Consider the following 24,611-nt stretch of genomic DNA (forward strand, 5'->3'; position numbering starts at 1 on the left):
CCAGTCCAGGTTACCGTGCGCGATAATGCCGCGCCAGTCCGGGCCTGGCCCCGGTGTCGATCGACACCGCTAATGGGCAGCGGCTTCCCACGACGCGCCGAATCCGGCCGAGACCGTGAGCGGCACGGCGAGCGTGGCGGCGTTCGACATCTGCTCCCGCACGAGTGATTCGAGTCGCTCGGCCTCCCCAGGTGCGACCTCGCACACGAGCTCGTCGTGGACCTGGAGGAGCACCCGCGAGTCGAGCTTCGCCTCGCGCAGGGCGCGGTCGACGCCGAGCATCGCGGTCTTCATGATGTCGGCCGCGCTGCCCTGGATCGGGGCGTTCAGGGCGGCGCGCTCGGCGATCTCGCGCAGCTGCCGGTTGTCGGAGGTCAGGTCAGGGAAGTAGCGGCGCCGGCCCATGATCGTCTCGGTGTACCCCGTCTTGCGGGCCTCCTCGACGACGCGGCGCAGGTAGTCGCGGACCTTCCCGAAGCGCGCGAAGTAGTCGTCCGACAGCTGCTGGGCCTCCTCGTTGGAGATCCCCAGCTGCTGGCTGAGCCCGTACGTGGACAGGCCGTACGCCAGGCCGTAGGACATCGCCTTGATCTTGCGGCGGTGCTCGGCCGTGACCTCGCCGAGGGCGACGCCGAAGACCTTCGCGGCGACCGCGGAGTGGATGTCCTCCCCGGCGATGAACGCGTCGATCAGGCCCTCGTCGCCGGTGAGGCTCGCCATGATCCGCATCTCGATCTGGCTGTAGTCGATCGTCATGAGCGACTCGAAGCCGTCGGAGACGACGAACCCGGCCCGGATCGCGCGGCCGGCCTCGGAGCGCACCGGGATGTTCTGGAGGTTCGGGTCGGCCGAGGAGAGGCGCCCGGTGGCGGCCACGGTCTGGTGGAACGTGGTGTGGATGCGCCCGTCGGTCTGGATGGTGGCGCGCAGCGTGGCGACGATCTGCTTGAGCTTCTCGACGTCGCGGAAGCGCAGCAGCTGCTCCAGCAGCGGGTGCCCGGTCTTGACCAGGAGCTGCTGGAGGGCCTCGGCGTTGGTGGTGTAGCCGGTCTTGGTGCGCTTGGTCTTCGGCATCTTCAGCTCCTCGAAGAGGATCTCTTGGAGCTGCTTGGGCGAGCCGACGTTGAAGGGGCGGCCCACGATCTCGTGGGCGCGGTCGGTGGCGTCCTTGGACTGGGCGGCGAACCCGGCCTCGATGTCGGCGAAGTGGCCCTCGTCGGCGGCGATACCGGTGATCTCCATGCGCGCGAGCACGCCGATGACGGGGAACTCGAGCTCGTGGGCGAGCGTCGCCTGGTGGCGCTGCTCGAGCCGCTCGGCCTGGACGGCCGCGAGCTCGCCGACGACGGCGGCCGCGGCGCAGTCGGCCTCGAGCTGCGCGGTGTCGTCGTCGGCCGCCGAGAGGCTCGAGTCGCTGAACAGCGCGCCGTCGTCGGCGGGCGAGGCGGCGACCGCGAGCTCGCGGCCCAGGTGCTGCATCGCCAGGTCGCCGAGCGCGTACGAGCGCTGCTCGGGCTTGAGCAGGTACGCGCCGATCATCGTGTCGGCCTTGATGCCGGCCGGCTCGGGCCAGCCGGCGGCGTCGGCGCCCCACAGGAACGCCTTCGCGTCGTGCACGACCTTCGGCTTGGCGGGGTCGGCGAGCCAGGCGGCCCACGTCTGCTCGTCCTCGGCGTCGAGCTGGGAGGGCTCGAACCACAGCGCCCGGCCGCCCTCGGCCAGCGCGATCGAGTCGAACGAGCCGGCGCCGGAGGCGAACTGGCCGGTGAAGGCGATGGCGACGTCGCCGGTGCGCTCGGCGAGCCAGGCGTCGAGGCCGCCGGGCACGAGCGCGCCGGTCTCGAGCTGCGGGGTCTCGGAGACGGGGGCGACGGCGGCGCCGACGGCCTTGTCGGCGAGGTTGGCGTTGAGGCGGTCGCCGAGGGCGCGGAACTGGAGGGCGTCGAACAGGGCGTTCGTCTCGGTGACGTTCCAGCCCTCCCACAGGAGGTCGGGGACGGCGCGGTCGAGCTCGACGTCGTCGAGGAGGCGGTTGAGCCGGTAGTTGCGCATGACGTCGTCGAGGTGGTCGCGCAGGCTCTGGCCGGCCTTGCCGGTGATCTCGTCGGCCTTGGCGACCAGGCCGTCGAGGGAGCCGTACTTGACGATCCACTTCGCGGCGGTCTTGGGGCCGACGCCGGGGACGCCGGGGAGGTTGTCGGACTTCTCGCCGACGAGCGCGGCGAGGTCGCGGTAGCGGTCGGGGGTGACGCCGTACTTCTCCTCGACGGCCGCCGGCGTGTAGCGGGCGAGGTCGGTGACGCCCTTGACGGGGTAGAGGAGGGTGACGGAGTCGTTGACGAGCTGGAGCGCGTCGCGGTCTCCCGAGGAGATGAGCGTGGTGAGGCCGGCGGCCTGGCCCTGGGCGGCGAGGGTGGCGATGATGTCGTCGGCCTCGTAGGTGGGCTTGGTGAGCCACGGGATGCCGAAGGCGTCCAGGAGCTGCTGGATGATCGGGATCTGGCTCTTGAAGTCGTCGGGGGTCTCGCCGCGCCCGTCCTTGTAGGCGGGGTACTCGTCGGTGCGGAACGAGTGGCGGGAGACGTCGAAGGCGACCGCGACGTGGGTGGGCTCCTCGGCCTTGAGCAGGTTGATGAGCATCGAGGCGAAGCCGTAGACGGCGTTGGTGACTTGGCCGTCGTCGGTCGCGAACTTCTCCGCCGGCAGGGCGAAGAACGCGCGGTAGGCCATCGAATGGCCGTCGATCAGGAGCAGGCGGGATTGCGAAGCGGTCACGTTCCTGAGCCTATCGAGTGGGTCCGACAGGATCGGGGCAAGTCCGCGACGGCGTGGCCCGGGAACGGCGAGGGGCCCGCGACCGGTGCGGTCGCGGGCCCCTCGGAGTCGGGTCGCCTACTCGGCTTCCTGGGCTTCCTTCTGCTCGGCCTCGGCGATGACGCGCTCGGCGACGGCCCGCATCGAGAGCCGGTGGTCCATGGCGGCGCGCTGGATCCAGCGGAACGCGTCGGGCTCGGCCATGCCGTACTGGGTCATGAGCAGGCCCTTGGCGCGGTCGACGAGCTTGCGGACCTCGAGGCGCTCGGTGAGGTTCTCGACCTCCTTCTCGAGGGCGGTCATCTCGGCGAAGCGCGTGAGGGACAGCTCGATGGCGGGGACCAGGTCGGACTTCTGGAAGGGCTTCACCAGGTAGGCCATGGCGCCGGCGGAGGTGGCCCGGCTGATCAGGTCGCGCTGGGAGAAGGCGGTGAGGATCACGACCGGCGCGATGCGCGCGGAGACGATCTTCTCGGCGGCCTGGAGTCCGTCCATGATCGGCATCTGGATGTCGCAGATCACCAGGTCGGGCAGGTGCTCCTGAGCGAGGCGGACGGCGGCTTCGCCGTCGGCGGCCTCGGCAACGACCTCATAGCCTTCCTCGGTGAGCATCTCGGCCAGGTCGAGGCGGATGAGCCCCTCGTCTTCGGCGATGAGCACGCGCTTGCGCGGCTCCTCGGCGGCCTTGCTCGTCATGCGGGTCCGTACCTTTCATGCGCGTCTGGACGGTGCGGCGTGCGCAGGAGGCACGTCCGGACGCTAGCTTAGCCGCCGCGTGTTACGTCCGCACGTTCCTATGCCGAGCGTTTCGGACGCCAGGGCCGAAACGTGAGGCGCGCTACGCCTCGACGGCGCGCTCGGCGCCGGTGCGCTGGTTCGCCATGAGCGCGTCGAGCAAGGGGATCTCGGCGAGCTGCTCGGGCTTGAGCCGGTCTTTGTGGAGCCCGTGGGGGCGGCGGCCGCGCGGACAGCGGATGATGCGGGTGGGGGTGACGATGAGGTCGACGCGGAAGTCGTGCGGCTCCTCGGGGATCGCCTCGTCGACGACCTGGAGGTCGTGGACGGTGGTGGCGATGACGGTGCGGTCGTCGATGAGCCCGGCCTCGGTGAGCATCCCGTACTCGATGTCGGCGTACCCGCGGCCCTTCCCGACCCGGGCGCCGTCGCGGTTGACCGCGACCGACCCGGAGACGACGAGGTCGAGGCGCTGCATGGCCTCCGCGCCGACGAGGAGGCTGTGGGCCTCGGCGGCGTCCCGCGTGGCGGCCTCGTCGGGCGTGTAGCTGGGCAGCAGCGAGTTCAGGAGGTAGAACGGCTGGTCGAGCGCGAGCTTCGGCACCGCCATGTAGGTGGCCTTGGACGCGGCCAGGGCGAGCGCGCGCACCTGGTGCTGGGCCCGGTCGGGGTTGACCTTGACCGCGTTCGCGTTGCGCCACTGGTCGGTCGAGGCCAGGAGCCGGGCGGCCTCCTCGGCGCCGGTGAAGGCGGGTATGCGCCCGGCGGGGTCGCCGTCGGCGGCGCCGCGGCGCTCCAGCAGTGCCCACACGCGGTGGCGGATCGCATCCTTCGCTTGCGCCGACGACATACCGGTCTCCTCAACGCCCAGGGGTGTTCGGTTCCAGGCTCCCACACCGCGCGGCCTGTCGTCATCCGCCGGTGCCGTCCGGTTTCGCCGACCCTCCGATGTGGCCGCGCCTCGGTCTCAATGCGGCGGGGCGACGGGCCAGTTCGCGGCGCTCCAGGCCCGCAGCCGGGCCCAGTCCTCGGGGTCGGCCCAGGCCACGTTCACCCCGAGCGCCTCGTAGGCCTGGTGGCGGTGGTGCCAGAGGTACAGGTCGTCGTCGGTCGCGACCAGCGCGTCGCCGGGGGCCAGCTGGTGGCGCCGGGTTCCGATCCTGCGCTCGACCCAGCCGGACGGGGACACGCGGAGGCGCCCGTCTCTGACCGAGACGAGTTTGACGGCGCCCGAGCGCATCAGGATGAACGTCACGGCGGGGAAGCAGACGGCGGGCACGATGAGGATGAGGGCTCCGGGCGGAGCGTCGGTGAAGACGACGAGCGGCACGACCAGCGGCGCTGCGAGCAGCATCAGCCCGCAGTATCTGAGCGAGGCCGTGAAGCCGTAACCCACCTCGATGGCGTGGGTCGGCTGGAGGGGCGGGTGGGCGGTGCGCATCGGTCGGCCTTCGTCGGCCTCGGATGATCCCGTTCGGGCGCCTCGGCCATCGTGTTCGGGGCGGTGGAACCCCGATCGTATGCGAGGAGGGCCCGCCGCGCGGGTCGCGCAAACGCGGATAAACCGGTTGTCGTTCGCGCCCAGATGATGTGAGGCTCGGGGAATGGACATGCATCCAGGGCAGCTCTCCATCTCGCCGGCCGCGGTGCGCGAGCTCGTGGAGGCCCAGTTCCCGCAGTGGCGGGGCCTGCCGGTGACGCCGGTGCGCTCGCAGGGGACGGTGAACGCGATCGTGAGGATCGGCGAGCGCCTGGCGGCCCGGTTCCCGCTCCAGCCGGGCGATCCGGAGGCGGTGCGGCGCTCGCTGGAGGCGGAGGCCGCGGCGGCCGCGGAGCTGCTGGGGCGCACGCGGTTCGCGACGCCGGAGCCGGTGGCGATCGGCGAGCCGGGGGCGGGGTATCCCTTGCCGTGGTCGGTGCAGACCTGGGTCCCGGGCGACGACGCGTCCCGTGTGGACCCGGGCGGTTCGGTCGGCTTCGCGCACGACCTGGCGGCGTTCATCTCGCAGGTGCGGGCGATCCCGGCGCGGGGCCGGACGTTCTCCGGCGGCGGCCGGGGCGGGGACCTCCGCGACCGCGCCGAGTGGATGGCGACCTCGATCGAGGCGAGCCGCGGGCTGCTCGACGTCCCGCTCATGCGGTGCCTGTGGGCCGAGATGATCGAGCTGCCGCGCGACGGCTCGCCCGACGTGATGAGCCACTCCGACCTCATCCCCGGCAACGTGCTCGTGCGCGACGGCCGGCTCGCCGGCGTGCTCGACGTGGGCGGGTTCAAGGCCGCGGACCCGGCGCTCGACCTCGTGGGCGCCTGGCATCTGCTGGAGGCCGGGCCGCGCCGGGAGCTCCGGGAGGCGCTGGCGTGCGGCGACCTCGAGTGGGCGCGGGGCCGCGCGTGGGCGTTCGAGCAGGCCATGGGCGCGGCCTGGTACTACCGGGAGTCCAATCCGGGCATGAGCCGGTGGGCGCGGCGGACGCTGGAGCGCATCGCGGCCGAGCCGGTCTGAACGGTCCCCCGCTGCGGGCCCGGGGCCGCGCCGGTTGCGGACTGTACATACTAGTTGTTACAGTGTCGGCATGAGTTCCCGAGACCAGTTGACCGACGCCATGGCGGCGCTGCTGTGGGAGCGCGGGTACGCCGCGACCAGCCCGCGCGACGTGATGGCGCGCGCCGGCGTCGGCCAGGGCAGCATGTACCACCACTTCAGCGGCAAGCACGAGCTCGCCGTCGCGGCGCTCTCGGCCGTCGTCGACGACGTGGTCGGCGCGACCTCGCAGCTCGAAGGCGAGGGATCGCCGCTGGAGCGGATGAAGCGCTACCTCTCGCTGCCGCGCCAGGGGACGCTCGGCTGCCGCGTCGGCCGCATGACCCAGGACCCGCAGGTGGTGGAGGACGCCGACCTCCTCGCGATCGTCGCCGGCGCCTTCGACACGATGCTGGGCCGCTGGGAGCGCGTGATCGCCGCCGCGGTCGACGCCGGCGAGCTGCCCGCCGACACCGTTCCCGCCGAACTCGCCCGCACGCTCGCCGCGATCATCCAGGGCGGCTACGTGCTCGCCCGGGCGCAGGGCGCGCAGGAACCGATGGACGCGGCCGTCCGCGGGGCGGTGGCGCTGCTCGATGCCGCGCACGCCTCCGTCCGCACCGGCCGCCGACCAATCTGAGAAGGAGACACCCATGACCGTTCGGATCGGCATCAACGGATTCGGCCGCATCGGCCGCAGCTACCTCCGGGCCGCGCTCCGCAGCGGCGCCGACGTCGAGGTCGTCGCCGTCAACGACATCGCCGACGCCGCGACGCTCGCCGCGCTGCTCGAATGGGACTCGCTGACCGGGCACCTCGACGGCGTCAAGGCCGACGGCGACGCGGTCCTCGTCGGCGACACCCGCATCCGCGTCACCGCCGAGCGCGAGCCGGACCGGATCCCTTGGGGCGCGGCGGATGTCGATGTCGTCATCGAGTCCACCGGGCACTTCGCCGACGCAGCCGGCGCGCGCCGCCACCTCGACGCCGGGGCGCGGAAGGTCGTCATCTCGGCCCCGGCCGACGCCGCCGTCCCCGCGGTCGTGCTCGGCGTCAACGACGACGCGGTCGACTTCACCGGCGACGTGTTCTCGAACGGCTCGTGCACCACCAACTGCCTCGCCCCGATGGCGAAGGTCCTCAACGACGCGTTCGGCATCGAGTCCGGGCTCATGACCACGGTCCACGCCTACACCAGCGACCAGCGCCTCCTCGACGCCCCGCACGGCGACCTCCGCCGCGCCCGCGCCGCCGCCGTCTCCACGATCCCGACGTCCTCGGGCGCAGCCCGCACGATCGGCCGCATCATCCCCGAGCTCGACGGGAAGCTCACCGGCCTCGCGCTGCGCGTCCCGGTCCCGGTCGGCTCGATCACCGACCTCACGGCCCGGCTCACGCGCCCCGCGAGCGCCGAGGAGGTGAACGCGGCGTTCCGCGAGGCCGCGGCCTCCCCCGGGCTCTCGCCGTACCTCGCCTACTCGGAGGCGCCCCTGGTGTCGGCCGACATCGTCGGCAACCCTTACTCGGCGGTCTTCGACGCGCCGCTGACCCAGGTCGTCGGCGACCAGGTGAAGGTCTTCGCCTGGTACGACAACGAATGGGGCTTCTCCAACCGGCTCGTGGAGCTGTCGCAGCGCATCGGCGCCTAGCGCGCTCGCCCGCCTGGAGCCTCCGGTCGCGGCGGCGACCGGAGGCTCCCGCAGGGTGTGGGAATCGCCTTGCCCGCCGGTGCGGGCGGTGCGAGACTGCGCCGATGACCGACACCGATGCGACCATCGACGCCCTGCTCACCGAACTCGGCTCCTCGTGGCCGACCGTGGACCAGATCACCGCCGCCCGCGAACGCCTCATCGCCCGCCTGCCCGGCTGGCACCTCCCGGCCGCGTACGGCATCGCCACGGTCGCGCCGGACGGCGCGATCAGCTTCGTCCGCGCCAACGTCGGCGAGCACCCGCTCCCGGCCGTCGTCATGTCCACCGTCCTCGGCCACGGCGGCGAGTCCGCGGCCTACCTCCTGGACGCGACCTCCCTCGACCAGGCGATCCGCCTCCTCGCCCCCGCCGAGGCGTGCACCGCGTACGAGCACCCGAACCTGGCCGCCTGGCGCGAAGTGCGGCAGGCGGTCGCGGCCGGCGAGACGGCCGTCGCGGTGTTCCTCCGCGACCTCGACTACACCGGCGAGGACCCGGCCGTCCTCGAACTCCAGGCCGTCGCCGCCGCCCGCTGACGCCGCTGTGGAAGGCTCGGAGCCATGACGCGAGCAGCAGTGGTCACCGGCGGCGGGCGCGGCGTCGGCAGGGCGATCGCCGAGCGGCTCCTCGCCGGCGGCGACGCCGTCGTGGTCGTGGAGATGCGGCCGGAGGAGTGGCTCGATCCGCTCATCGCCTCGGGCCGTGCGGCGCTCGTGGTCGGCGACGCCGGCGACGACGCGACCGCCGCCGAGGCCGCCGCGGCGGCGCAGTCGCTCGGCACGCTGACCGGATGGGTGAACAACGCCGCGCTGTTCCGCGACGCGTGGCTGCACGAGGCCGGCGGCGCCGCGGTCGCCGAGCTGATCCGCGCGAACCTCCAGCCGTGCCTGGCCGGATCGGCCGCCGCGGTGCGGGCGTTCCGCGCGGCCGGCACCGGCGGCGCGATCGTCAACGTCTCCTCGCATCAGGCGCAGCGGGCCGTCGCCGGGGCGCTCCCGTACGCGACCGCGAAGGCCGCCGTCGAGGGCCTGACGCGGGCGCTCGCGGTCGACTACGGGCCCAGCGGCATCCGCGTCAACGCCGTCGCGCTCGGATCCATCCGGACCGAGCGCATGGACGCGGCCGTCGCGGCCATGACCGGGCCCGAGCGCGCCGACCTCGCGCAGACGATGCGCGACCTGCACCCCCTCGGCCGCCCCGGCGCCGCGGCCGAGGTCGCCGACGCCGTCGCGTACCTGCTCTCCGACGCCGCCTCCTTCATCACCGGCGCGATCGTCCCCGTCGACGGCGGCCGCGCGGCCCAAGGGCCGGACCCGGAGGCCCGCCGCCTCGATTGACAGGTACCTGTCAACATCTGCTAGCCTCGGTCGCGTGCCACTCAGTCCGCGCGCCGCCGCAGTCTCCGAGCTGATCATCGAGGTCTTCCGCGCCAACGGCGCCCTCCTCGCCGCCGGCGACGACCTGGCCCGCCCGGCCGGGCTCACCAGCGCCCGCTGGCAGGTCCTCGGCGTCATCGACGGCGAACCGCGCACGGTCGCCGAGGCGGCCCGCACGATGGGCCTGCGCCGCCAGAGCGTCCAGCAGACCGCCGACTCCCTCGTCGCCGACGGCCTCGCCGCCTACCGCGACAACCCCCGCCACCGCCGCGCCAAGCTCCTCGCCGCCACCCCCGCGGGCCTGCGCGCGCTCGCCGACGTCGAACGCCGCCATGCCGCATGGGCCGACGCCCTCGCCGCGCGCCTCTCCCCCGCCGACATCGCGGCCGCCACGGCCGCACTCCAGCACCTCGCCACCGCACTCGATCAGGAGCCGTCCGCATGACCGGTGAGAAGACCATCCCGCTGCTCCCCTGCCGCTCGATCGACGAGACCGCCGAGTTCTACCGCGCGCTCGGCTTCCAGGAGACCCTCCACCAGACCCGGCCCAACCCGTACACCGTGGTCGAGAAGGACGACATCCAGCTCCACTTCTTCGGCGTCGACGACCTGGACCCGGAGACCACGTACGGCACCTGCGTGGTGATCGTCCCCGACACCGGCGCCCTCTTCGAGACCTTCGCCGCGGGCATGCGCGCCGCATACGGCAAGCTCCTCGTCTCCGGCATCCCCCGCATGACCCGGCCCCGCAAACGCGCCAACACCGGCAACCGGGCCGGCTTCTCCGTCGTCGACCCCGGCGGCAACACCATCCGCTTCTTCCCCGCCGACGAGGACACCGAGGAGCCGCCGGCGCCGACCAGCAGGCTCGGCCGCACCCTCGCCCGCGCCATCGTCCTCGGCGACGCCAAGGGCGACACCGCCCAGGCCGCCAAGATCCTCGACGCCACCCTCGCCAAGACCCCCGACGACACCCCGCCCCGCGAACTCGCCGAAGCCCTCGCCTACCGCGCCGAACTCGCCGCCCGCCAGAACGACCCCGCCCGCGCCCGCGACCTCCTCGACCGCCTCGCCCGCGTGCCCCTCACCGACGACGACCGAACGTCCCTCGCCACGACCCTCACCGCCGCCGCCGACCTCTCCGCCCAACTCCCCTGACCCGGCCCGCCGCACCCCTCAGGTATCATTCACACCGGCCCTGCCCCGACCGGCGAGGCCCCGGCCCGGTATTCCAACTGGCAGAGAAGACGGATTCAAAACCCGTACAGTGTGGGTTCGAATCCCACCCGGGCTACGTCACCAACCCGCACAGCGCCTGCCGCTTGTGCGGGTTCTTCATCTCTCAGCGACAGGCGCCGAAGTTCGTCGACCGGTAGGCGGTCGAGGTCGATCTCGCCGCGCGGAAATTCCTCGACGAGACGGACCTCCCGCTTGCTGCGCAGCGCCTGGCCCATCGTCTCGATCCGTGCGGCGAGCTGCTGTCGCTCCTCGGCGAGTTGGCGCCGACGGTCAATGAACGCTGACTATGTATTGACATGTAACAATCTCTTGCGGCATCATGAATGCCTCAAACCGGCTCAGGAGTGTCCAAGCGGACCCATGGCCGGTGCTCTCCAACCGTTAAGGAGGAGTCGAGATGTCCTCGTCAAGGATGAGCGTCTCCCTCATGCGCCTGCTCACAGGCGCCATCGCCGCGTTCTGCATCGCCCTGACGTCGACGCTGGTCGCGGCCTCGCCCGCGCAGGCCGCCTCGACCTGCGCCTCGGGCGGCACCATCGCGATGGGCAAGTACTACGTCACCAACAACCTGTGGGGTGCCGGCTCCGGTTCCGGCTGGCAGTGCTCCTGGGACTCATGGCAGTCCGGTGACACGATCGGTTGGGGCACGAACTGGGACTGGAGCGGCCAGTCGAACTCCGTCAAGAGCTACAGCAGCACGGTCCTCGGCTGGCACTGGGGATGGCAGCGACCGGGCACCGAGTTGCCGGTGCGGATCTGGGACAACCGGAGCATTCCGACCACCTGGGACTACACGGTGACCGGGTCCGGGACGATGAACGTCGCCTATGACCTGTGGCTGCACACCCAGTCCAATCCCGACTCCTCGAGCACCCCGACCGACGAGATCATGATCTGGCCCTACCGGTCCGGCGGGGCGGGCCCGGCGGGCACGTACCAGACGACGGTCAACATCGGCGGCGCCAACTGGGACCTCTACCGCGGCTGGATCGACGCGGGCAGCGGGAACGGCTGGAACGTCTTCTCGTTCGTGCGGACCTCGAACACCACTTCGGTGAACCTCAACCTGCGCGACTTCGTCAACGACCTGGTCTACAACCGGCAGTGGCTGAGCAACAGCAAGTATCTGACGAGTGTCCAGGCGGGCACCGAGGTCTTCATCGGCAGCGGCCAGCTCAACACCAACTCCTACTGGGTCGACGTCCAGTAGCCCAGCCACGCCCGAGCGGGTCCACAGCGGTGGACTCGCCCGGGCCCAACTATGTCTTGCCATGAAACAATCCTGGGCCGCCGCCGCCGGTTACGGCGCGATGCCCGGGAGCGCACCCGATTCCGTGCCCGACAGGTCCATCCGGGGGCGGCTGACGCCGAGGTCTCAGACTGTCCCGCCGCTTGCTGGAGGTTCGATCAGCTCGCGGGTTCGTGGTGCTCCGCCCGTCGCTGGGACGCCGCTGACGTCGCCGGCCGTGTAGTCATCGAACTGCGCCTCCCAGTGGAACGCGCTGCCTGCGATCTGTGCCGCCCCGAAGAATGCGTCGCCTCTGAACCGCGCCTCTCGGAAGTCGGCGTCAGCTGCGATCTGCACTTCCCGGAAGTCCGTGTGGCCCTCGAACTGAGCTTCCTCGAAGTTCGCGTCGCCGGCGAACAGTGCCCCTTTGAAGTGGGCATAGCCTGCGATCTGAGCGGCTCCGAAGTATGCTTCGTCCGCGAATCGCGCCTCCTCGAAGGCCGCATTGCCCGCGATTTGCACCTCACCGAAGACTGCTTCGCCTGCGAACCGCGCTTCATTGAAGGTCGCCGCAACTGCGAACAGCGCTTCTCCGAAGCTCACGCTGCCTGCGAACTGCGCCTCCCCGAAGTACCCGTATACGAAGCGCACGTCGCCGAAATAGGCGTAGCCCGCGAACTGCGTCCCGCTGAAGCGCGCGATCCCCGCAAACCGCGCTTCACGGAAGTCCGCTGTCTTCGCAAACCGTGCCGAAGTGAAGTCCACATCGCCGGTGAAGTGCGCCTGCTGAAAGCCCGCGGCACCTCTGAAGTCCGCATCGGAGAAGGTGATGTCGCCTTTCACCGTGGCTTCGAAGAAGCTCACGTGTCCGGTGAGATTGACGCGCTGGAAGTCGGCCGGGCCCTTGAGGAGAGCGCCCGCGAAGGTCGCCCGGTTGCGGAGGGTCGCTCCGGTGAGGTCGAGGTTGACGAGGCGGCTGTCCCTCAGATCGATGTCGTCGAGCAGTGTGTTACGGAGGTTGAGTCTGGTGTGGTTCCAGTAGCGGCGCCGCTGGCCCCGCGTCCGGAACTTCAGGTGGCGTTGGAGGATTTCTTGAGCGACCAGCCGCACCTCGCGCCAGTCGGCCTCGCTCTCATCGATACCCGCCGGGTCAGTCGGTGACGCATCAGGGCCGCTGGGGCCGTCGGTTGCTGAGTGGGGTCGTCCGAGCCGGAGGTACGCGCCGATCTCGTCGAGCACGATTTGGCGCAGTTCCGGGTGGGAGTCGGCGAGCCGTTCCAGGTTGTGCAGGCCCCCGATGCGCACCGAGGCGCTGTCGGAGCCAAGTTGGGCGACGGCTTGGATTCGTAGGTCCGCGATGCGCTGCTGGGTGGCGTTGTATTCCTCGTGGCGCTGCTTCTGGAAGTTGAGCAGCAAGACCGCAGCGCCGGCGAAGCCCGCCGTGGCGGTGAGGGTATGGCGAAGGATGTCGTTGCGGGCTTGGGCGATGGCGACCTCGTCGACCGGCTCGGCGCGGCGGAGTTCGGCGATGAGGGTGATCTGCTCCTGGTAGTAGTACCACGCGAGGAACCCGACCATGACCAGACCGAGCAGCAGCATCCACCCCGCCAGGCGCAAGGGCCGGTTCTCGACCGGGGAGGGGCTGAGGCGGCTCGACCAGGCGTCGGCGGTTCTCATGGCCAGCCGCTGCCACATTGTTGCCGTGAGGGGGTGCGGGCGCATCCGTTCAGCCTAAGGTGAAACGGCCGCGCTGACGGCCCCGGATACCAGCGCGCTGCAAGGTTTGATCGGGACCGGTCCCGGGCGCCGTCATGCATGCTCTGCACCGAACGCACAGGCCACCGGGCCCTTCGGCAAGGGCCTCGCGAAGGGATGCCGAGCTCGCCGCGCGGGCAGACCGACTTGCTGTCTTGCCGTACTGACCGGCGCAGTGCCATCGCCCCTGCTTGCCGGAGTATGGGAGCGGCTAGGTCAGCGGTGGTGTCGGTTCGGTCTTGCTGTTGCGCCAGTCCCGTGGGGTCAGGCCGTAGGCGGCGCGGAAGGCCCTGCTGAAGTGGGTGGCGTCGGCGAATCCCCATTGGTGGGCGATCGAGGCGATGGTGCGGTGGCGGGCATGGGGTTGGGCGAGTTCGCGCCGGCACGCTTCGAGGCGCTGGGTGCGCAGCCAGTCGCCCAGGCCGATGCCCGACTTGCCAAGGACGTTGTACAGGTGGCGCACGGAGATGTGGTGGGCGGCGGCGATGCGGGCGGCGCTCAGGTCGTGGTCGCCCAGGTGGGCGCGCAGGTATTCGAGGATGCGAAGTTCGAGGGTCGTCTGCATCGCCTCCTTGCCGAGGGCGGGGTCGGCCATGCTGGAGAGCAGCGCCGCCCTCACGAGGTCGATGGTCGGCTGGGCGAGGGTGGTCGCGACGGCGGGAGAGCGCAGTTCGGGGTTGTCGGCGAGCTGGGCGAGGTAGGTGGCGGTGAGTGCGGCGACGGGGTCGCCGGGCCCCAGGGTGCGGGAGGAGACCTCGTGCAGGGCCGCCTCGGGCAGGGCGAGTTCGGTGATGGGGATGCGGAAGAAGTGCGCGTCGAGCCCGTAGTCGAACATCAGGGTGTAGGGGCTGGTGGTGGTGTAGACGGCGAACTGGCCCCGTTCCAGGCGGGCGTAGCGCCCGTGCTGGGACATCGCCGAGGGCCCTTGGCCCTGCACCGTGACGAACAGCTGCGGTTCGGACGCGTCTGCGGCCAAGCGGGGCTGCGGGTGACCGTGGTCGCCATCGAGCGCACGGTCAACACCTGGACGGGTCCGGCGTGGGACAGGGTGAGCCCGACGTTGATGTCGCCAGGGTCGTCGAGCAGGTCGATGTCGACCCGGACCACCTGGTTGCCGACGGCTTCGCGGACGGCGCTCGCCCGCGCCCGTCCAGGCACGTCACGGGAGTTCCACGTCGCGGTCATCGGCCCACCTCGCATTCGTCCTCTCACGACTGAACCACAGCCCGAACCCCCGATGCAAGCGCATGCCGGCCGCGGCGGGGCCTTGTGCAGCCGCGGCAGAGGTTCGTGCACGCTGAGCACACTCCCGGCCCCGGCCACTGCCCCTGGCCTGCACGGCGGCGGCACCCGGGCTCGCGCGTCGGTGCCGGTCGGGCACGGTCCCGTGCATCACCGATCAGGATTCTCGGCTCCCTCCCGCCTAGCGTTCACCCTGACGCACCCGACTATGGAGAAAGCGACAACCGATGCCTCACCACGAGCACGACCTCCCCCGGCACACGGCCGACCAGATCGAGCGGGCCAACGAGTCCGGCCGCACCCCCGTCGTCTTCATCCACGGACTGTGGCTGCTGCCCAGCAGCTGGGACCGGTGGGCGGCCCTGGCCGAGGAGCAGGGCTATGTCGCCCTCACTCCGGGCTGGCCGGACGACCCCGAGACGGTCGCAGAGGCCAACGAGCACCCCGAAGTGTTCGCGGGCAAGACGGTCGGCCAGGTCGCCGACCACTACCACGAGATCATCGAGGCGCTCGACCGCAGACCCGCGGTCATCGGCCACTCCTTCGGCGGCCTGCTGGCCCAGATCCTCGCCGGACGCGGCCTGGCCGCCGCCACCGTCGCCATCGACCCCGCCCCCTTCCGCGGCGTGCTGCCCCTGCCGGTCTCGGCGCTGCGCGTCGCCTCGGTCGTGATCGCCAACCCGGCGAACTGGTGGCGGGCCGTGCCGCTGACGTACGACCAGTTCCGGTACGGCTTCGCCAACGCCGTCACCGAGGAGGAGGCCAAGGAGCTCTTCGACACCTTCGCCGTCCCGGCGCCGGGCGCCCCGCTGTTCCAAGCGGCCACCGCGAACGTGAACCCCTGGACCGAAGCGAAGGTCGACAGCGCCAACCCCGAGCGCGGACCGCTCCTGATCGTCTCGGGCGAACGCGACCACACCGTCCCCCGCGCGATCACCGAAGCCGAATTCGAACGGCAGCAGCGCAACCCGGGCATCACCGAGTTCGTCGAGATCCCCGGCCGCGGCCACTCCCTCACGATCGACCACGGCTGGCGCGAGGTCGCCGAGACCAGCCTGGACTTCATCCGCCGCTTCACCGCCTGAAAGGACCTTCGCGATGCCCTACATCACCACCGCAGACGGCGTCCAGCTCTACTACAAGGACTGGGGACCCCGCGAGGGCAGGCCCGTGACCTTCAGCCACGGCTGGCCGCTGCACAGCGACTCGTGGGAAGCGCAGATGCTGCACCTCGCCTCCCACGGCTACCGCGTCATCGCCCACGACCGGCGCGGGCACGGCAGGTCCACCCAGACCTGGGACGGCAACGACATGGACCACTACGCCGACGACCTCGCCGCGGTCATCGAGGCGCTCGACCTCCAGGACGCCACCCTGATCGGATTCTCCACCGGCGGCGGCGAAGTCGCCCGCTACATCGGCCGCCACGGCACCGCCCGCATCGCGCAGGCCGGCCTGATCTCGGCGGTGCCCCCGCTCATGCTGCGCGGCCCGAACAACCCCGACGGCGTCCCCAAAGCGGTCTTCGACGGACTGCGCACCGGCTCCCTCACCGACCGCTCCCAGCTCTACAAGGACCTCGCCGCCGGCCCGTTCTTCGGCGCGAACCGGCCCGCCTCCGCGGTCTCCCAGGGCATGCAGGACGCGTTCTGGCTCGCCGGCATGACGGCCGGGCACAAGGCCGCCTACGACTGCATCGCAGCGTTCTCCGAAACCGACCACACCGAGGACCTGCGCCGCTTCGACGTGCCCACGCTCATCATCCACGGCGACGACGACCAGGTCGTGCCGATCGGCACCGCCGGAATCGCCTCGGCGGCCATCGTCGCCGACGCGACGCTGCTGGTCTACCCCGGTGCGCCGCACGGCATCACCGACACCCACAAAACCCAGCTCAACACCGACCTGCTGACCTTCGTCGACAGCTGGAAGTCCTAGGGTGAGGACGCACTCCTGAGCCCGTCAGCTGCTCCTTGCGGCTGACATGCCGGGTCTAGCTGTTCAGCGGCTCCGCGCCAGCTCGCGAAGCCCGCTGCCCAGTTCCACCAGCCAAGGGGCGACCCCGCGGAACGGGGTCGCCCCTTGGCAGCAGTGGCTCGGGCGGTCGGCCACGGCCTTGGAACGCACCAAGCTGCCGGCGTGCCGGCCCGACAGGTCCTGCACCGCAACCGAGGTGAGCAGGTCATGCATTACCATGCGAAAGTTCACCGACGAAGTCACCACTTCCGCAGATGGGAACGGGCTTCGCACAGGCATTTGAGGAGTTCGCATGGCTCGCAAGACCAAAGTCGTCCTGATCGACGACATCGACGGCAGCCCCGCCGACGAGACGGTCCGATTCGCCATCGACGGCAACGCCTACGAGATCGACCTCTCCGCCGCTCACGCTAAAGAACTGCGCGACGCGCTCGGCACGTTCCAGGCCGCCGCCACCCTCCTCGGCCGCTACAGCCTCGGCACTGCCAAACCCGGCTGGCGCGAAGCACCGGTCCGGCAACCGGTCGACCGGGACCAGAACAGGGCCATCCGCGATTGGGCCCAGCGCAACGGCAAGCACGTCTCCCCGCGCGGCCGCATCCCCCAAGCCATCGTCGACGCCTACCACGCCGCCAACAAGTAGCGACCAAGACCCGGTTCCGCGAACATCCCGGTCGAGCAGCGGGTGGGATTATCCGATTGCACCAGGTCTTCCTCGGCGGCGAGAATGCGGGGATGTCACCCTCGCAGATCACGATCCGCCCGTATGCCGACCAGGACTGGGACGCCATCGCGCGCATCCACGACGCGGCCCGCCTCGACGAGCTGCGCGACTCGGCCGGCGTCGAGGCGTTCCTGACCCTGGCCCAGACCGCCGAAGGCGAAGGGCTGTTCGACGGCCGGCTCTGGGTCGCCGAGCTGGACGGCGCCGTCACCGGCTTCGTCGCCCTCGACGACGACGAGGTCACCTGGCTCTACGTCGACCCCGGCCGCTACCGGCAAGGGGTCGGCAGGGCACTTCTGCGCCACGCGCTGGCCCAGGCCGGGCCCCGGGTCGAGGTGACCGTGCTCGAGGGCAACCCGGCCGCCCTCGCGCTCTACCTCAGCGAGGGTTTCACGATCACCCAGACCCGCACCGGCCCCCTGGTCGGCAACGAGGCGTTCACCGCCACCGGCCACATCATGCACCTCGACAAAGCAGCAACCTCAGCCTGAGTCGAGGGTGCGCGAGCGGCAATCCGGTCCTATGTCGACGAATCCGGCTGCGGTTCCTAAGCACCCCTTCGGGCACGGACCGCAGGATTTGCGGCAGCGGACCCGTCTCTCGCTCCAGCACCTCCGCAGCTCATGCCTTGAATCCTCACTGGAGGATGAGAACTGGCCTCGAGTTATCCCCTGAGGTCTTGCGTGAAGCGTCGGCAGACGTGGACGCGTGCGAACCGTTCCCGGATCGCCGCCTCCTCGTCGAGCGTGGCGTGGAGGAACGCTTTGATCGGGCGCAGGCCCGCTCGTCGTTCGGCGATGGCCCGGTCCGGTTCAGCCGGGTCCGAGTAGTAGTCGGCGTAGACGTGCAGGTAGTGGTTAGTCTCGGCGAACCCGTTGGATCGGTACCAGCGCAGGGTCGCCGGGTCGTCCCTCGTCCATGCCTCCAGTGCCCCGACCCGCAGTTCGAAGAGGTGGACGGTCGCCTCCTGGAGCAGGGCGCGGCCGATGCCTCGGGATCGGTGGTCGGGGTGGACCGCGATGGTGTCGATGGTGGCTGTTTCGCCTTCGATGGCGATGTCGAGGATGCCTCGGATCTCGCCGCTCGGGTCGGCGGCGACCAGCTCCAGGCCGGGTGGCGGGACGGCGGGTTTGGCGGTCTGGACGTCGTCGAAGTAGGCGGTGTGCAAGAACGCCAGGACGCGGCAGCGCAACCAGGCTTCCTCATCCGATGCCCGGTACCGCCGTATGCCGTGGTCCACGTCGACGCTCCTCGATCAGGGCGCAGTTGCCAGAGCGGCTTCGGCACCAGCCCTGCGCAGCCACATCAAGGATTGTGCGCTGACCCCGGACAGTGAGACAAGAACATTTTGTTACGCGCGCCCAACTTGCGCGAGCCAGTCGTCTCCAGCAGATGAGACTCGATGTGAGCTTGATAAAGCCCTGGCCTGATCAGGTCGCGGTCCCAGTGGACGGCTCGGCGTGCTGGGACCTGCACAGGAGAACAGCGCCCGCGAGTACGACAGCAACCGCAAGGGTCGTAGTCGTGACAGCGCTGCCGCCGGCGTGGAGCAGAGCAGTGGGAAAGTCTCTTGTTGCGTCACAACAACAATGATTAGCGGCGGCGTCCTTCATCTTGACTTAGACCAGCCGCAGATCAAGAGCTGAAGCCCACCTGGAGTCTTAGGCGGGTGTGATGTCCTGCCCGGCGACCCACCGGCAGAGGCTCACTTGCCGAGTCTGCGACAATCGACAGCATGCCCCAGGACGTGGAGCCTTCAGACACCCCCCTCACCGTTGGCGACATCGTAATCACCGGTGACAGCATTCTGACCCCACGGGGCAGCATGCCGCTGCCCGGCGCAATTTGGGTGGCTACCGACAAGACAAAGACTGAACGGTATATCCCGGTGTATGCAACCGTTCTCGCGCTCGTGCTGGCCCTACCAACATGTCTTATCTCGCTGCTGTTCCTCCTGATATCGAAACAGTCGGTCACGGGCTATACACAAGTAGCGGTCCACAGCGGCGGTAGCTTCTACCAGACAGAGATCCCCGCCAGCGCGACCATGAATTTTGAAGAGATCAGCGCGATGGTCGATCTGCTTCGGCGCATGAGTGCCACGTTAGCGACGACGGCGTAGGTCCCCCGTTTCTTCAACGGCCATATCACCGTCGATGGAGGATTGGCCACCATCGAGCCCATTGCGGTCCATCCCGACCACCCGTCCCCAGGCATCGGCTGTGCCCTCCTGCCGATCACTCACTGCACGTCTACGCCGACTGCTGCACGGACACCGTCCAACCGGACAGCGCCATCGCCGAACTGCGACCGGGCCTTTGCCCGATCAAAGCGTTCCGCCACGCAATGCTCGAAGAGTGGGCGGCTATCCGGAAACAGTTCGCACGCGTCCGTGTCTCCCAGGCTTCTAGAAGAGCCTCAGCAACCGACTCGAAAGACAAGCTGAGGCGATGGAATTTAAGACCGACTCTGCCAGTAGGTCAAAGCGATTTCAGTGCTGCTCGTCAAGGGATGGTCGGGCCCGAGGACGCGCTCCAGGTCGTCCAGAAGGTCGGTGAGGGCGCTGGCGGCTCCTGCCGCGTCGCCGGCCTTGCCGAGCCAGATCGCGAAGTTCGCCCGGGTGGCAAGGGTATCGAGGTGGTCAGGCCCGAAGACTCGGAGGCGGTCGGAGATGAGCTGGGCAAAGGCGGTGGCGGCCGCGGGCGCGTCGCCGGCCTCGCCGCACCATATGGCGAGGTTCCCGCGGGCGATGAGGGTATCGGGGTGGTCGGGGCCGAGGACTCGCATCAGGTCCTCAAGGAGTTCGGTGAAGGCGGCAACGGCCCCAGGTGCATCGTCGACTTCGCCGCGCAGTGAGGCGAGGTTCCCGCGATAGGTGAGGGTGAGCGGGTGGTCGGGGCCGAGGACTCGCACCAGGTCCTCCAGGAGCTCGGTGAAGGCGGTAACTGCCGCTTGCGCGTCTCCGGCCTCGCCGCGCCAGGAGGCGAGGTTCCCTCGGGCGATGAGGGTGTCGGGGTGGTCAGGGCCGAGGACGCGCACCAAGTCTTCCAGGAGCTCGGTGAAGGCGGCGACGGTCCCTGCCGCGTCGCCGGCCCGACCTCGCCAGGAGGCGAGGTTGTTTCGGGTGGCGAGCGTTTCGGGGTGGTCGGGGCCGAGGATCCTCCGAAAGTCGGTGAGGAGTTCGGCGAATGCGTCGGCGGCGCCGGCTGCATCACCGGCTTCACCCTTCCAGGTGGCGAGATTTCCCCGGGCGATGAGCGTTTCGAGACGATCGGGGCCGGAAACGCGAAGCCGGTCGGTGACAAGCTCGGCTAGGGCGGAGACGGCACCGGCGGCATCACCGGATGCGCCGCGCCAGTATGCGAGATCGTTCCGGGCGACGAGCGTATGTGAGTGGTCGGGACCGAGGAGGTCGTCGCAGAGCGCATACAAGCCCTGGTAGTAAAGATGGGCGTCATTGACGTGGCCGTTCACGCCGAGGCTGGTGCCGTGCCGAAACAGGGCCGGATGGGCTTCGCCTTGGAACAGGGCGGATTGATCATGCCCGCGCAGTGCAGTCAGGTTGGCCCGCAAGGCTGCGCTCCGAACCGGGTCGTTCTCGACCTCTGGCCAGATGGCGTCGAGCGCCCCGGCTGCGTGCTGGACAACGGTGCGCATTTGCTGCTCGTCCAGCTGGTCGCGGCGGGTGCGTTGGACGAGGGCGTGGACACGGACGAAGGTGCCGTCGTAGTCGACCAGGTTCAACCGATGCAGTCGGGCCAGGGTGTCGGTGATCGTTCGAGGTGGGATCAGTGCCGGGTCGGCACCTCCTTGTTCATCTTCCGGATCGTCCTCGGAATCCCAGCCGATCTGCAGTGCGGTGAAGAGATCGGCGGGAATGCCGGCAGGGTCGAGAACGCATGCGCTCGCAAGGAGGAGGCTCGCGAGGCCGGCCGGTTCGTATCGGTCGGCGTGTTCAAGGGCGATGGTCAGGGCAGCGGCGACCGTGTGCGGGTACTGATCTGGGAGGAGCTCCGGGCTGAGCTGCTCGAGGGTGAGGGTGCGGTCGGCGAGGAGTTGCCGGTAGGTGCCGAACCGGCGCGGCCATGCGGGTGACGCATCGATCGGCAGGTCAGTGGCCGCCGGGAGCGGTACTTCGTTGTGGCTGTTGAGAAGCTCGGTGGTCCAGAAACGGTTCCAGCGAGGATAGAGGATCGTGTTCTTGGTGCCGTTGTTCTCGGCCCGGAACCCGAACTGGGCGACGATGTTGCGGCACAGCACCGATAGATACGGATGCGCGACCGGATCGACTGACTTCTGAGACAGGGGCGGCGGATCGTTTCTGGTGACCCACTCGTGGACGTCGCCGACGAGATATGCGAGATCGGAACCGTTCACGAGCGGCCGCTCTCGCGGGTGGCCCTTCAACAGATCCCTGCGGAATGCTTTCTGGAGCCGTTCTTGGCCGGGGAAGAGTTCGAGGGCAGTGAGTTCGACCGCGCGCGTGATGACGAGGTTCAGCTCCGTCTGTTGGTCCTTGGCAGGTCGACCCTGTTTGAGCGGACGCTCGCGCATACCGGCGCTGATATCCGAGGCGATGCGCGCACCGACCCATTTGGTGATCGTCGCTCTTGCGGTGTCGACGGCGAGGCCGCCGAGCGTGGCTGCACTGAGAGGTTCGATCATGACTAAGCCGCTTCCAGAGCCGCGCGAGAGGAATGCTCTCACCATATCCAGTCTGCGCGAACGCACCGTCTCCAGCCGCTATCCGGAGTCGGCAGTTACCTTTTCCAGCGCCCTCATCCCGTTTGACGGACCTGGCCGGCGGCAGCTGACATTCTTGCGGCTACTCGCAGTACGCCTGCCAGTCCTCGTTGGCGGCATCGACCGTCTCGGTCAGCCGCCCCGCATCGATCATCGAGGCGGCGTCCGCCCGGACGGCATAGGCGTTCGCGGCTGTTTCCAGTCGATACCGAAGCTCCCCGGTACCTGCCATTTCGGCGGCTTCACGGAGCCCTTCGCTGATCTGCGTGTCGTCAACGGCGTACATCGCCTCCCACGCTCTGGCGCAGGCGTCCTCAGGACCTGACGAGACGAAGTCGCTGATGCTGTCGATGTTGAAGAACGCCAGGATCGCCAGGATCGAGGCGACGACGCCGAGAGCTGCGGCGAACCCGGTGTTGCGTACCTTGGCGTCCAAGTCTCGTGCCTCCCTGACCGATCCGGCCCCGCCAGATCAGAGTACAAGCCGCCCTGATCGCCCGCTGTCCCTGCACCGCAGGCAGATCGACCGCCACCCCGGGCGAGACGCCGGTTTCCCGCCTGCCTTCCGCCGGTGTTCCGCCTGGTAGTTGGTCCCTTGCGCCGAAAGAATGATCGCGAAGGCCCACAACAATCTCGACCCGGTCGCCTTTCCAGATGGTTGAAGCGATCGGACCGGTCATTGTCTGATGAGCCTCCGAAGAACTCGCAAGGAAGAGGTTTAGTTCATGACCATCAGATCGAGACTGTGGGCGTCGCTGGCTGTGGCGCTCGCAATGATGCTCGCGGCCGGGATGGGCGTCGCCGGGCCCGCCGCAGCCGATTCCGGTGCAGGCGATCTCGCCGCGGCGGACGCTGCCGAGCTCGGCGCGCTGCTCGATGTCGAGGTTATGCCGCAACCGGACGGCTACATCGAGATCACCGAGTACGAGAACGCCACTGAAATCACGATGGTCGCCGCGGATTGCGAGAGGACTGTGCGCGCGTACAAGCCCACGAAGTCCTCGTCACGCGTCCGCGGCAGCGGCTACTACCGGATCTCGGGGTGCGGCACCAGCCCATATGAGGTCATCATCAGCATCGAGCTGTACACCAACAACAACTGGGTGTCCATGCACTCGTGGAACTTCACGACGTACCCCCCGATCAGCGGCGAGCCCAGCATCAGCACGCCCTGCAAGCGGGGAGGCTGGACCACCGAGATCAACCTCCTCAAGGACGGCAGCTCGGTGAAGTACGTGAGAAGCGACGTCCTGAACGTGACGTCGTGCTGAGCGGCCGAAGGGAGAACACCATGAAGTTTCGACGACTGATCGCCAAGGCGGCGATCGCACTGATGGTCCTCGGGATCGGGTCGGCCGCAGCGGTCGTGCCGGCGTCGTCCGCATCGGCCGCCGCCTGCACCGTCACCACCAGTATCAGCGGGCCGAGCAAGGTCGGGTCGAACGTCAACGGCGTCTTGAACATCAAGGTGTCCGGATGCTCGGGCAGGTACTGGACGGAGTACAGCTACCTCAACGGCCCCACGAACGACGGCCGCACGGTGACCCACAGGGGCGACCGCAGCTACTCGGTCCTGCTCAGCGCCCCCTGCCGGACCGGGACCTACCGGCTCATCCTCCAGATCATCGGCGACGGGTTCGACTCCTACGACGAGCAGTCGAAGTACATCCGCTGCTGACCTCGGGGCCTCGAGCCGGTTCCGGATCTGCGCTCGGGATCGGAACCGGCTGGAGGCTCGGGGGTGAACGAGCACCTGCCCGTCACGCCGGTCGGCGGGCGAACTCGCGTGCGCGCGCCGGTCAGGGTGTCCTAGAGGTGGGAGCCGCCGGTGGCGTCGATGATCTGTCCGGTGGTCCATCGGCCCGCTTCTGAGGCCAGGAACAGGATCGGGCCGGTCACGTCCTCGGGCCGGCCGACGCGACCGAGTGCGGCCCGGGCCGCGGCGGCGGCCTGCGCTTCGGGGTCGCGCAGCCAGGGGTTGAGGTCGGTGTCGGTGATGCCGGGCGCGACCGTGTTCACGGTGATGCCGCGGGGTCCGAGTTCGGCGGCGAGGGCGAGCGTGAAGGTGTCGACCGCGCCCTTGGTCATGGCGTAGGCGATGGCTTCGGGGAGGGCGATGCGGGTGACGCCCGAGCCGATGTTGATGATGCGGCCGCCGTCGGGGATGAGCTCCAGGGACCGGCGGGTGATGAAGAACGGCGACTTGGCGTTGACGGCGAACACGCGGTCGTAGTCGTCCTCGCTGACGGTGCCGATGCGGCCGTCGGCGCCGATGCCGGCGTTGTTGACGAGGATGTCGAGCGGGACCCCGCGCAGCTCCCGTGTGAGGGCGTCGATGAGGGCGTCGGCCCCGCCGGGTTCGGCGAGGTCGGCCTGGAGGGTGAAGGCGGCGCCTCCTTCGGCTTCGATCGCGGCGACGGTCTCCTTGGCGGCCTGGGTGTTCGCGCCGTAGTGGACGGCGACACGGGCCCCGGCCCGGGCCAGCTCGACGGCGGTGGCGCGGCCGATGCCCCTGCTGGCGCCGGTGACGAGCGCGGTCTTTCCCGAGAGGTCGAACATGGCGAC

24 protein-coding genes, 1 tRNA gene and 1 pseudogene are annotated in these 24,611 nt (G+C 69.6%); 16 read left to right on the forward strand and 10 right to left on the reverse strand.

Features of this window, described 5'->3' with window-relative positions:
• Positions 1-69: 69 nt before the first annotated feature.
• From polA to EIW28_RS01565, 4 genes are all read right to left on the reverse strand, one after another.
• Entirely contained in the window at positions 70-2,775 is a 2,706-nt protein-coding gene (gene polA / locus EIW28_RS01550; protein ID WP_232013764.1) for a DNA polymerase I, read from the reverse strand.
• A gap of 117 nt (positions 2,776-2,892) precedes the next feature.
• Positions 2,893-3,510, reverse strand: a complete 618-nt coding sequence (locus EIW28_RS01555) for an ANTAR domain-containing response regulator (RefSeq protein ID WP_106365251.1) — start codon at positions 3,508-3,510, stop codon at positions 2,893-2,895.
• A 142-nt stretch (positions 3,511-3,652) separates the two neighbouring features.
• Positions 3,653-4,399 carry a 5-formyltetrahydrofolate cyclo-ligase gene (locus EIW28_RS01560; protein WP_125245962.1) on the reverse strand — a complete coding sequence of 249 codons (747 nt, stop codon included), beginning with the start codon at positions 4,397-4,399 and terminating at the stop codon, positions 3,653-3,655.
• 117 nt (positions 4,400-4,516) lie between these two features.
• On the reverse strand, positions 4,517-4,990 hold the full coding sequence (locus tag EIW28_RS01565; protein WP_125245963.1) for a hypothetical protein: 474 nt from the start codon (positions 4,988-4,990) through the stop codon (positions 4,517-4,519).
• Positions 4,991-5,159: 169 nt separating this feature from the next.
• Here EIW28_RS01565 and EIW28_RS01570 point away from each other — a divergent pair, with 169 nt between their 5' ends.
• The 9 genes from EIW28_RS01570 (at position 5,160) to EIW28_RS01610 (ending at position 11,587) form a co-directional block, all read left to right on the forward strand.
• Positions 5,160-6,053: a phosphotransferase gene (locus tag EIW28_RS01570; protein WP_125246688.1), complete on the forward strand. Its 894-nt coding sequence runs from the start codon at positions 5,160-5,162 to the stop codon at positions 6,051-6,053.
• A gap of 70 nt (positions 6,054-6,123) precedes the next feature.
• Positions 6,124-6,711 carry a TetR/AcrR family transcriptional regulator gene (locus EIW28_RS01575; RefSeq protein ID WP_125245964.1) on the forward strand — a complete coding sequence of 196 codons (588 nt, stop codon included), beginning with the start codon at positions 6,124-6,126 and terminating at the stop codon, positions 6,709-6,711.
• A 13-nt stretch (positions 6,712-6,724) separates the two neighbouring features.
• On the forward strand, positions 6,725-7,720 hold the full coding sequence (gap, locus tag EIW28_RS01580; protein WP_125245965.1) for a type I glyceraldehyde-3-phosphate dehydrogenase: 996 nt from the start codon (positions 6,725-6,727) through the stop codon (positions 7,718-7,720).
• 104 nt (positions 7,721-7,824) lie between these two features.
• Positions 7,825-8,298, forward strand: a complete 474-nt coding sequence (locus EIW28_RS01585; RefSeq protein ID WP_125245966.1) for a hypothetical protein — start codon at positions 7,825-7,827, stop codon at positions 8,296-8,298.
• A gap of 24 nt (positions 8,299-8,322) precedes the next feature.
• Positions 8,323-9,099, forward strand: a complete 777-nt coding sequence (locus EIW28_RS01590) for an SDR family NAD(P)-dependent oxidoreductase (RefSeq protein ID WP_125245967.1) — start codon at positions 8,323-8,325, stop codon at positions 9,097-9,099.
• A 34-nt stretch (positions 9,100-9,133) separates the two neighbouring features.
• Positions 9,134-9,583 (forward strand): MarR family winged helix-turn-helix transcriptional regulator, encoded by a 450-nt coding sequence (locus tag EIW28_RS01595; RefSeq protein ID WP_187350552.1) that lies wholly within the window; start codon positions 9,134-9,136, stop codon positions 9,581-9,583.
• A complete protein-coding gene (locus tag EIW28_RS01600; RefSeq protein ID WP_125245968.1) occupies positions 9,580-10,296 on the forward strand; it encodes a VOC family protein in 717 nt (238 codons plus the stop codon). The genes EIW28_RS01595 and EIW28_RS01600 overlap by 4 nt, the downstream gene beginning before the upstream one ends.
• A 62-nt stretch (positions 10,297-10,358) precedes the next feature.
• Positions 10,359-10,432, forward strand: a tRNA-Leu gene (locus EIW28_RS01605).
• 342 nt (positions 10,433-10,774) lie between these two features.
• The gene (locus EIW28_RS01610) at positions 10,775-11,587 is read left to right on the forward strand and encodes a GH12 family glycosyl hydrolase domain-containing protein (RefSeq protein ID WP_125245969.1); all 813 of its coding nucleotides are present in this window, start codon (positions 10,775-10,777) and stop codon (positions 11,585-11,587) included.
• Between the two features lie 165 nt (positions 11,588-11,752).
• Here EIW28_RS01610 and EIW28_RS01615 read toward each other — a convergent pair whose 3' ends face one another.
• The gene (locus EIW28_RS01615) at positions 11,753-13,282 is read right to left on the reverse strand and encodes a pentapeptide repeat-containing protein (RefSeq protein WP_158630251.1); all 1,530 of its coding nucleotides are present in this window, start codon (positions 13,280-13,282) and stop codon (positions 11,753-11,755) included.
• Positions 13,283-13,571: 289 nt separating this feature from the next.
• On the reverse strand, positions 13,572-14,336 hold the full coding sequence (locus EIW28_RS01620; protein WP_197717014.1) for a helix-turn-helix domain-containing protein: 765 nt from the start codon (positions 14,334-14,336) through the stop codon (positions 13,572-13,574).
• A 493-nt stretch (positions 14,337-14,829) separates the two neighbouring features.
• Here EIW28_RS01620 and EIW28_RS01625 point away from each other — a divergent pair, with 493 nt between their 5' ends.
• From EIW28_RS01625 to EIW28_RS01640, 4 genes and pseudogenes are all read left to right on the forward strand, one after another.
• On the forward strand, positions 14,830-15,687 hold the full coding sequence (locus EIW28_RS01625; RefSeq protein WP_125245971.1) for an alpha/beta hydrolase: 858 nt from the start codon (positions 14,830-14,832) through the stop codon (positions 15,685-15,687).
• Positions 15,688-15,712: 25 nt separating this feature from the next.
• Positions 15,713-16,540: pseudogene (locus tag EIW28_RS01630) on the forward strand (alpha/beta fold hydrolase); the annotation flags it as partial.
• 331 nt (positions 16,541-16,871) lie between these two features.
• Positions 16,872-17,222 (forward strand): histone-like nucleoid-structuring protein Lsr2, encoded by a 351-nt coding sequence (locus EIW28_RS01635; RefSeq protein WP_125245973.1) that lies wholly within the window; start codon positions 16,872-16,874, stop codon positions 17,220-17,222.
• 92 nt (positions 17,223-17,314) lie between these two features.
• Positions 17,315-17,794, forward strand: coding sequence for a GNAT family N-acetyltransferase (locus EIW28_RS01640; protein ID WP_125245974.1), 480 nt, complete (start codon positions 17,315-17,317; stop codon positions 17,792-17,794).
• Positions 17,795-17,967: 173 nt separating this feature from the next.
• Here the strand turns inward: EIW28_RS01640 and EIW28_RS01645 are convergent, their stop codons facing one another.
• Positions 17,968-18,495, reverse strand: a complete 528-nt coding sequence (locus EIW28_RS01645) for a GNAT family N-acetyltransferase (protein ID WP_197717015.1) — start codon at positions 18,493-18,495, stop codon at positions 17,968-17,970.
• A 543-nt stretch (positions 18,496-19,038) separates the two neighbouring features.
• On the opposite strand from EIW28_RS01645, the gene EIW28_RS01650 reads away from it, so the two are divergent.
• The gene (locus tag EIW28_RS01650; RefSeq protein ID WP_125245976.1) at positions 19,039-19,425 is read left to right on the forward strand and encodes a hypothetical protein; all 387 of its coding nucleotides are present in this window, start codon (positions 19,039-19,041) and stop codon (positions 19,423-19,425) included.
• 335 nt (positions 19,426-19,760) lie between these two features.
• Here the strand turns inward: EIW28_RS01650 and EIW28_RS01655 are convergent, their stop codons facing one another.
• Together EIW28_RS01655 and EIW28_RS01660 are read right to left on the reverse strand one after the other, a co-directional pair.
• Entirely contained in the window at positions 19,761-21,968 is a 2,208-nt protein-coding gene (locus EIW28_RS01655) for a tetratricopeptide repeat protein (RefSeq protein ID WP_158630252.1), read from the reverse strand.
• A 160-nt stretch (positions 21,969-22,128) separates the two neighbouring features.
• Positions 22,129-22,482, reverse strand: a complete 354-nt coding sequence (locus EIW28_RS01660; RefSeq protein WP_125245978.1) for a hypothetical protein — start codon at positions 22,480-22,482, stop codon at positions 22,129-22,131.
• A gap of 289 nt (positions 22,483-22,771) precedes the next feature.
• Between EIW28_RS01660 and EIW28_RS01665 the strand changes: the two genes are divergently transcribed.
• Positions 22,772-23,317, forward strand: a complete 546-nt coding sequence (locus tag EIW28_RS01665; protein ID WP_125245979.1) for a hypothetical protein — start codon at positions 22,772-22,774, stop codon at positions 23,315-23,317.
• A gap of 20 nt (positions 23,318-23,337) precedes the next feature.
• Positions 23,338-23,724, forward strand: coding sequence for a hypothetical protein (locus EIW28_RS01670; protein WP_125245980.1), 387 nt, complete (start codon positions 23,338-23,340; stop codon positions 23,722-23,724).
• Positions 23,725-23,855: 131 nt separating this feature from the next.
• Here the strand turns inward: EIW28_RS01670 and EIW28_RS01675 are convergent, their stop codons facing one another.
• On the reverse strand, positions 23,856-24,605 hold the full coding sequence (locus EIW28_RS01675; protein ID WP_125245981.1) for an SDR family NAD(P)-dependent oxidoreductase: 750 nt from the start codon (positions 24,603-24,605) through the stop codon (positions 23,856-23,858).
• Between the last annotated feature and the right edge of the window lie 6 nt (positions 24,606-24,611).

Origin of the sequence: Glycomyces terrestris (assembly GCF_003933745.1) — a bacterium.
In the GTDB taxonomy this organism is placed as follows: domain Bacteria; phylum Actinomycetota; class Actinomycetes; order Mycobacteriales; family Micromonosporaceae; genus Glycomyces; species Glycomyces terrestris.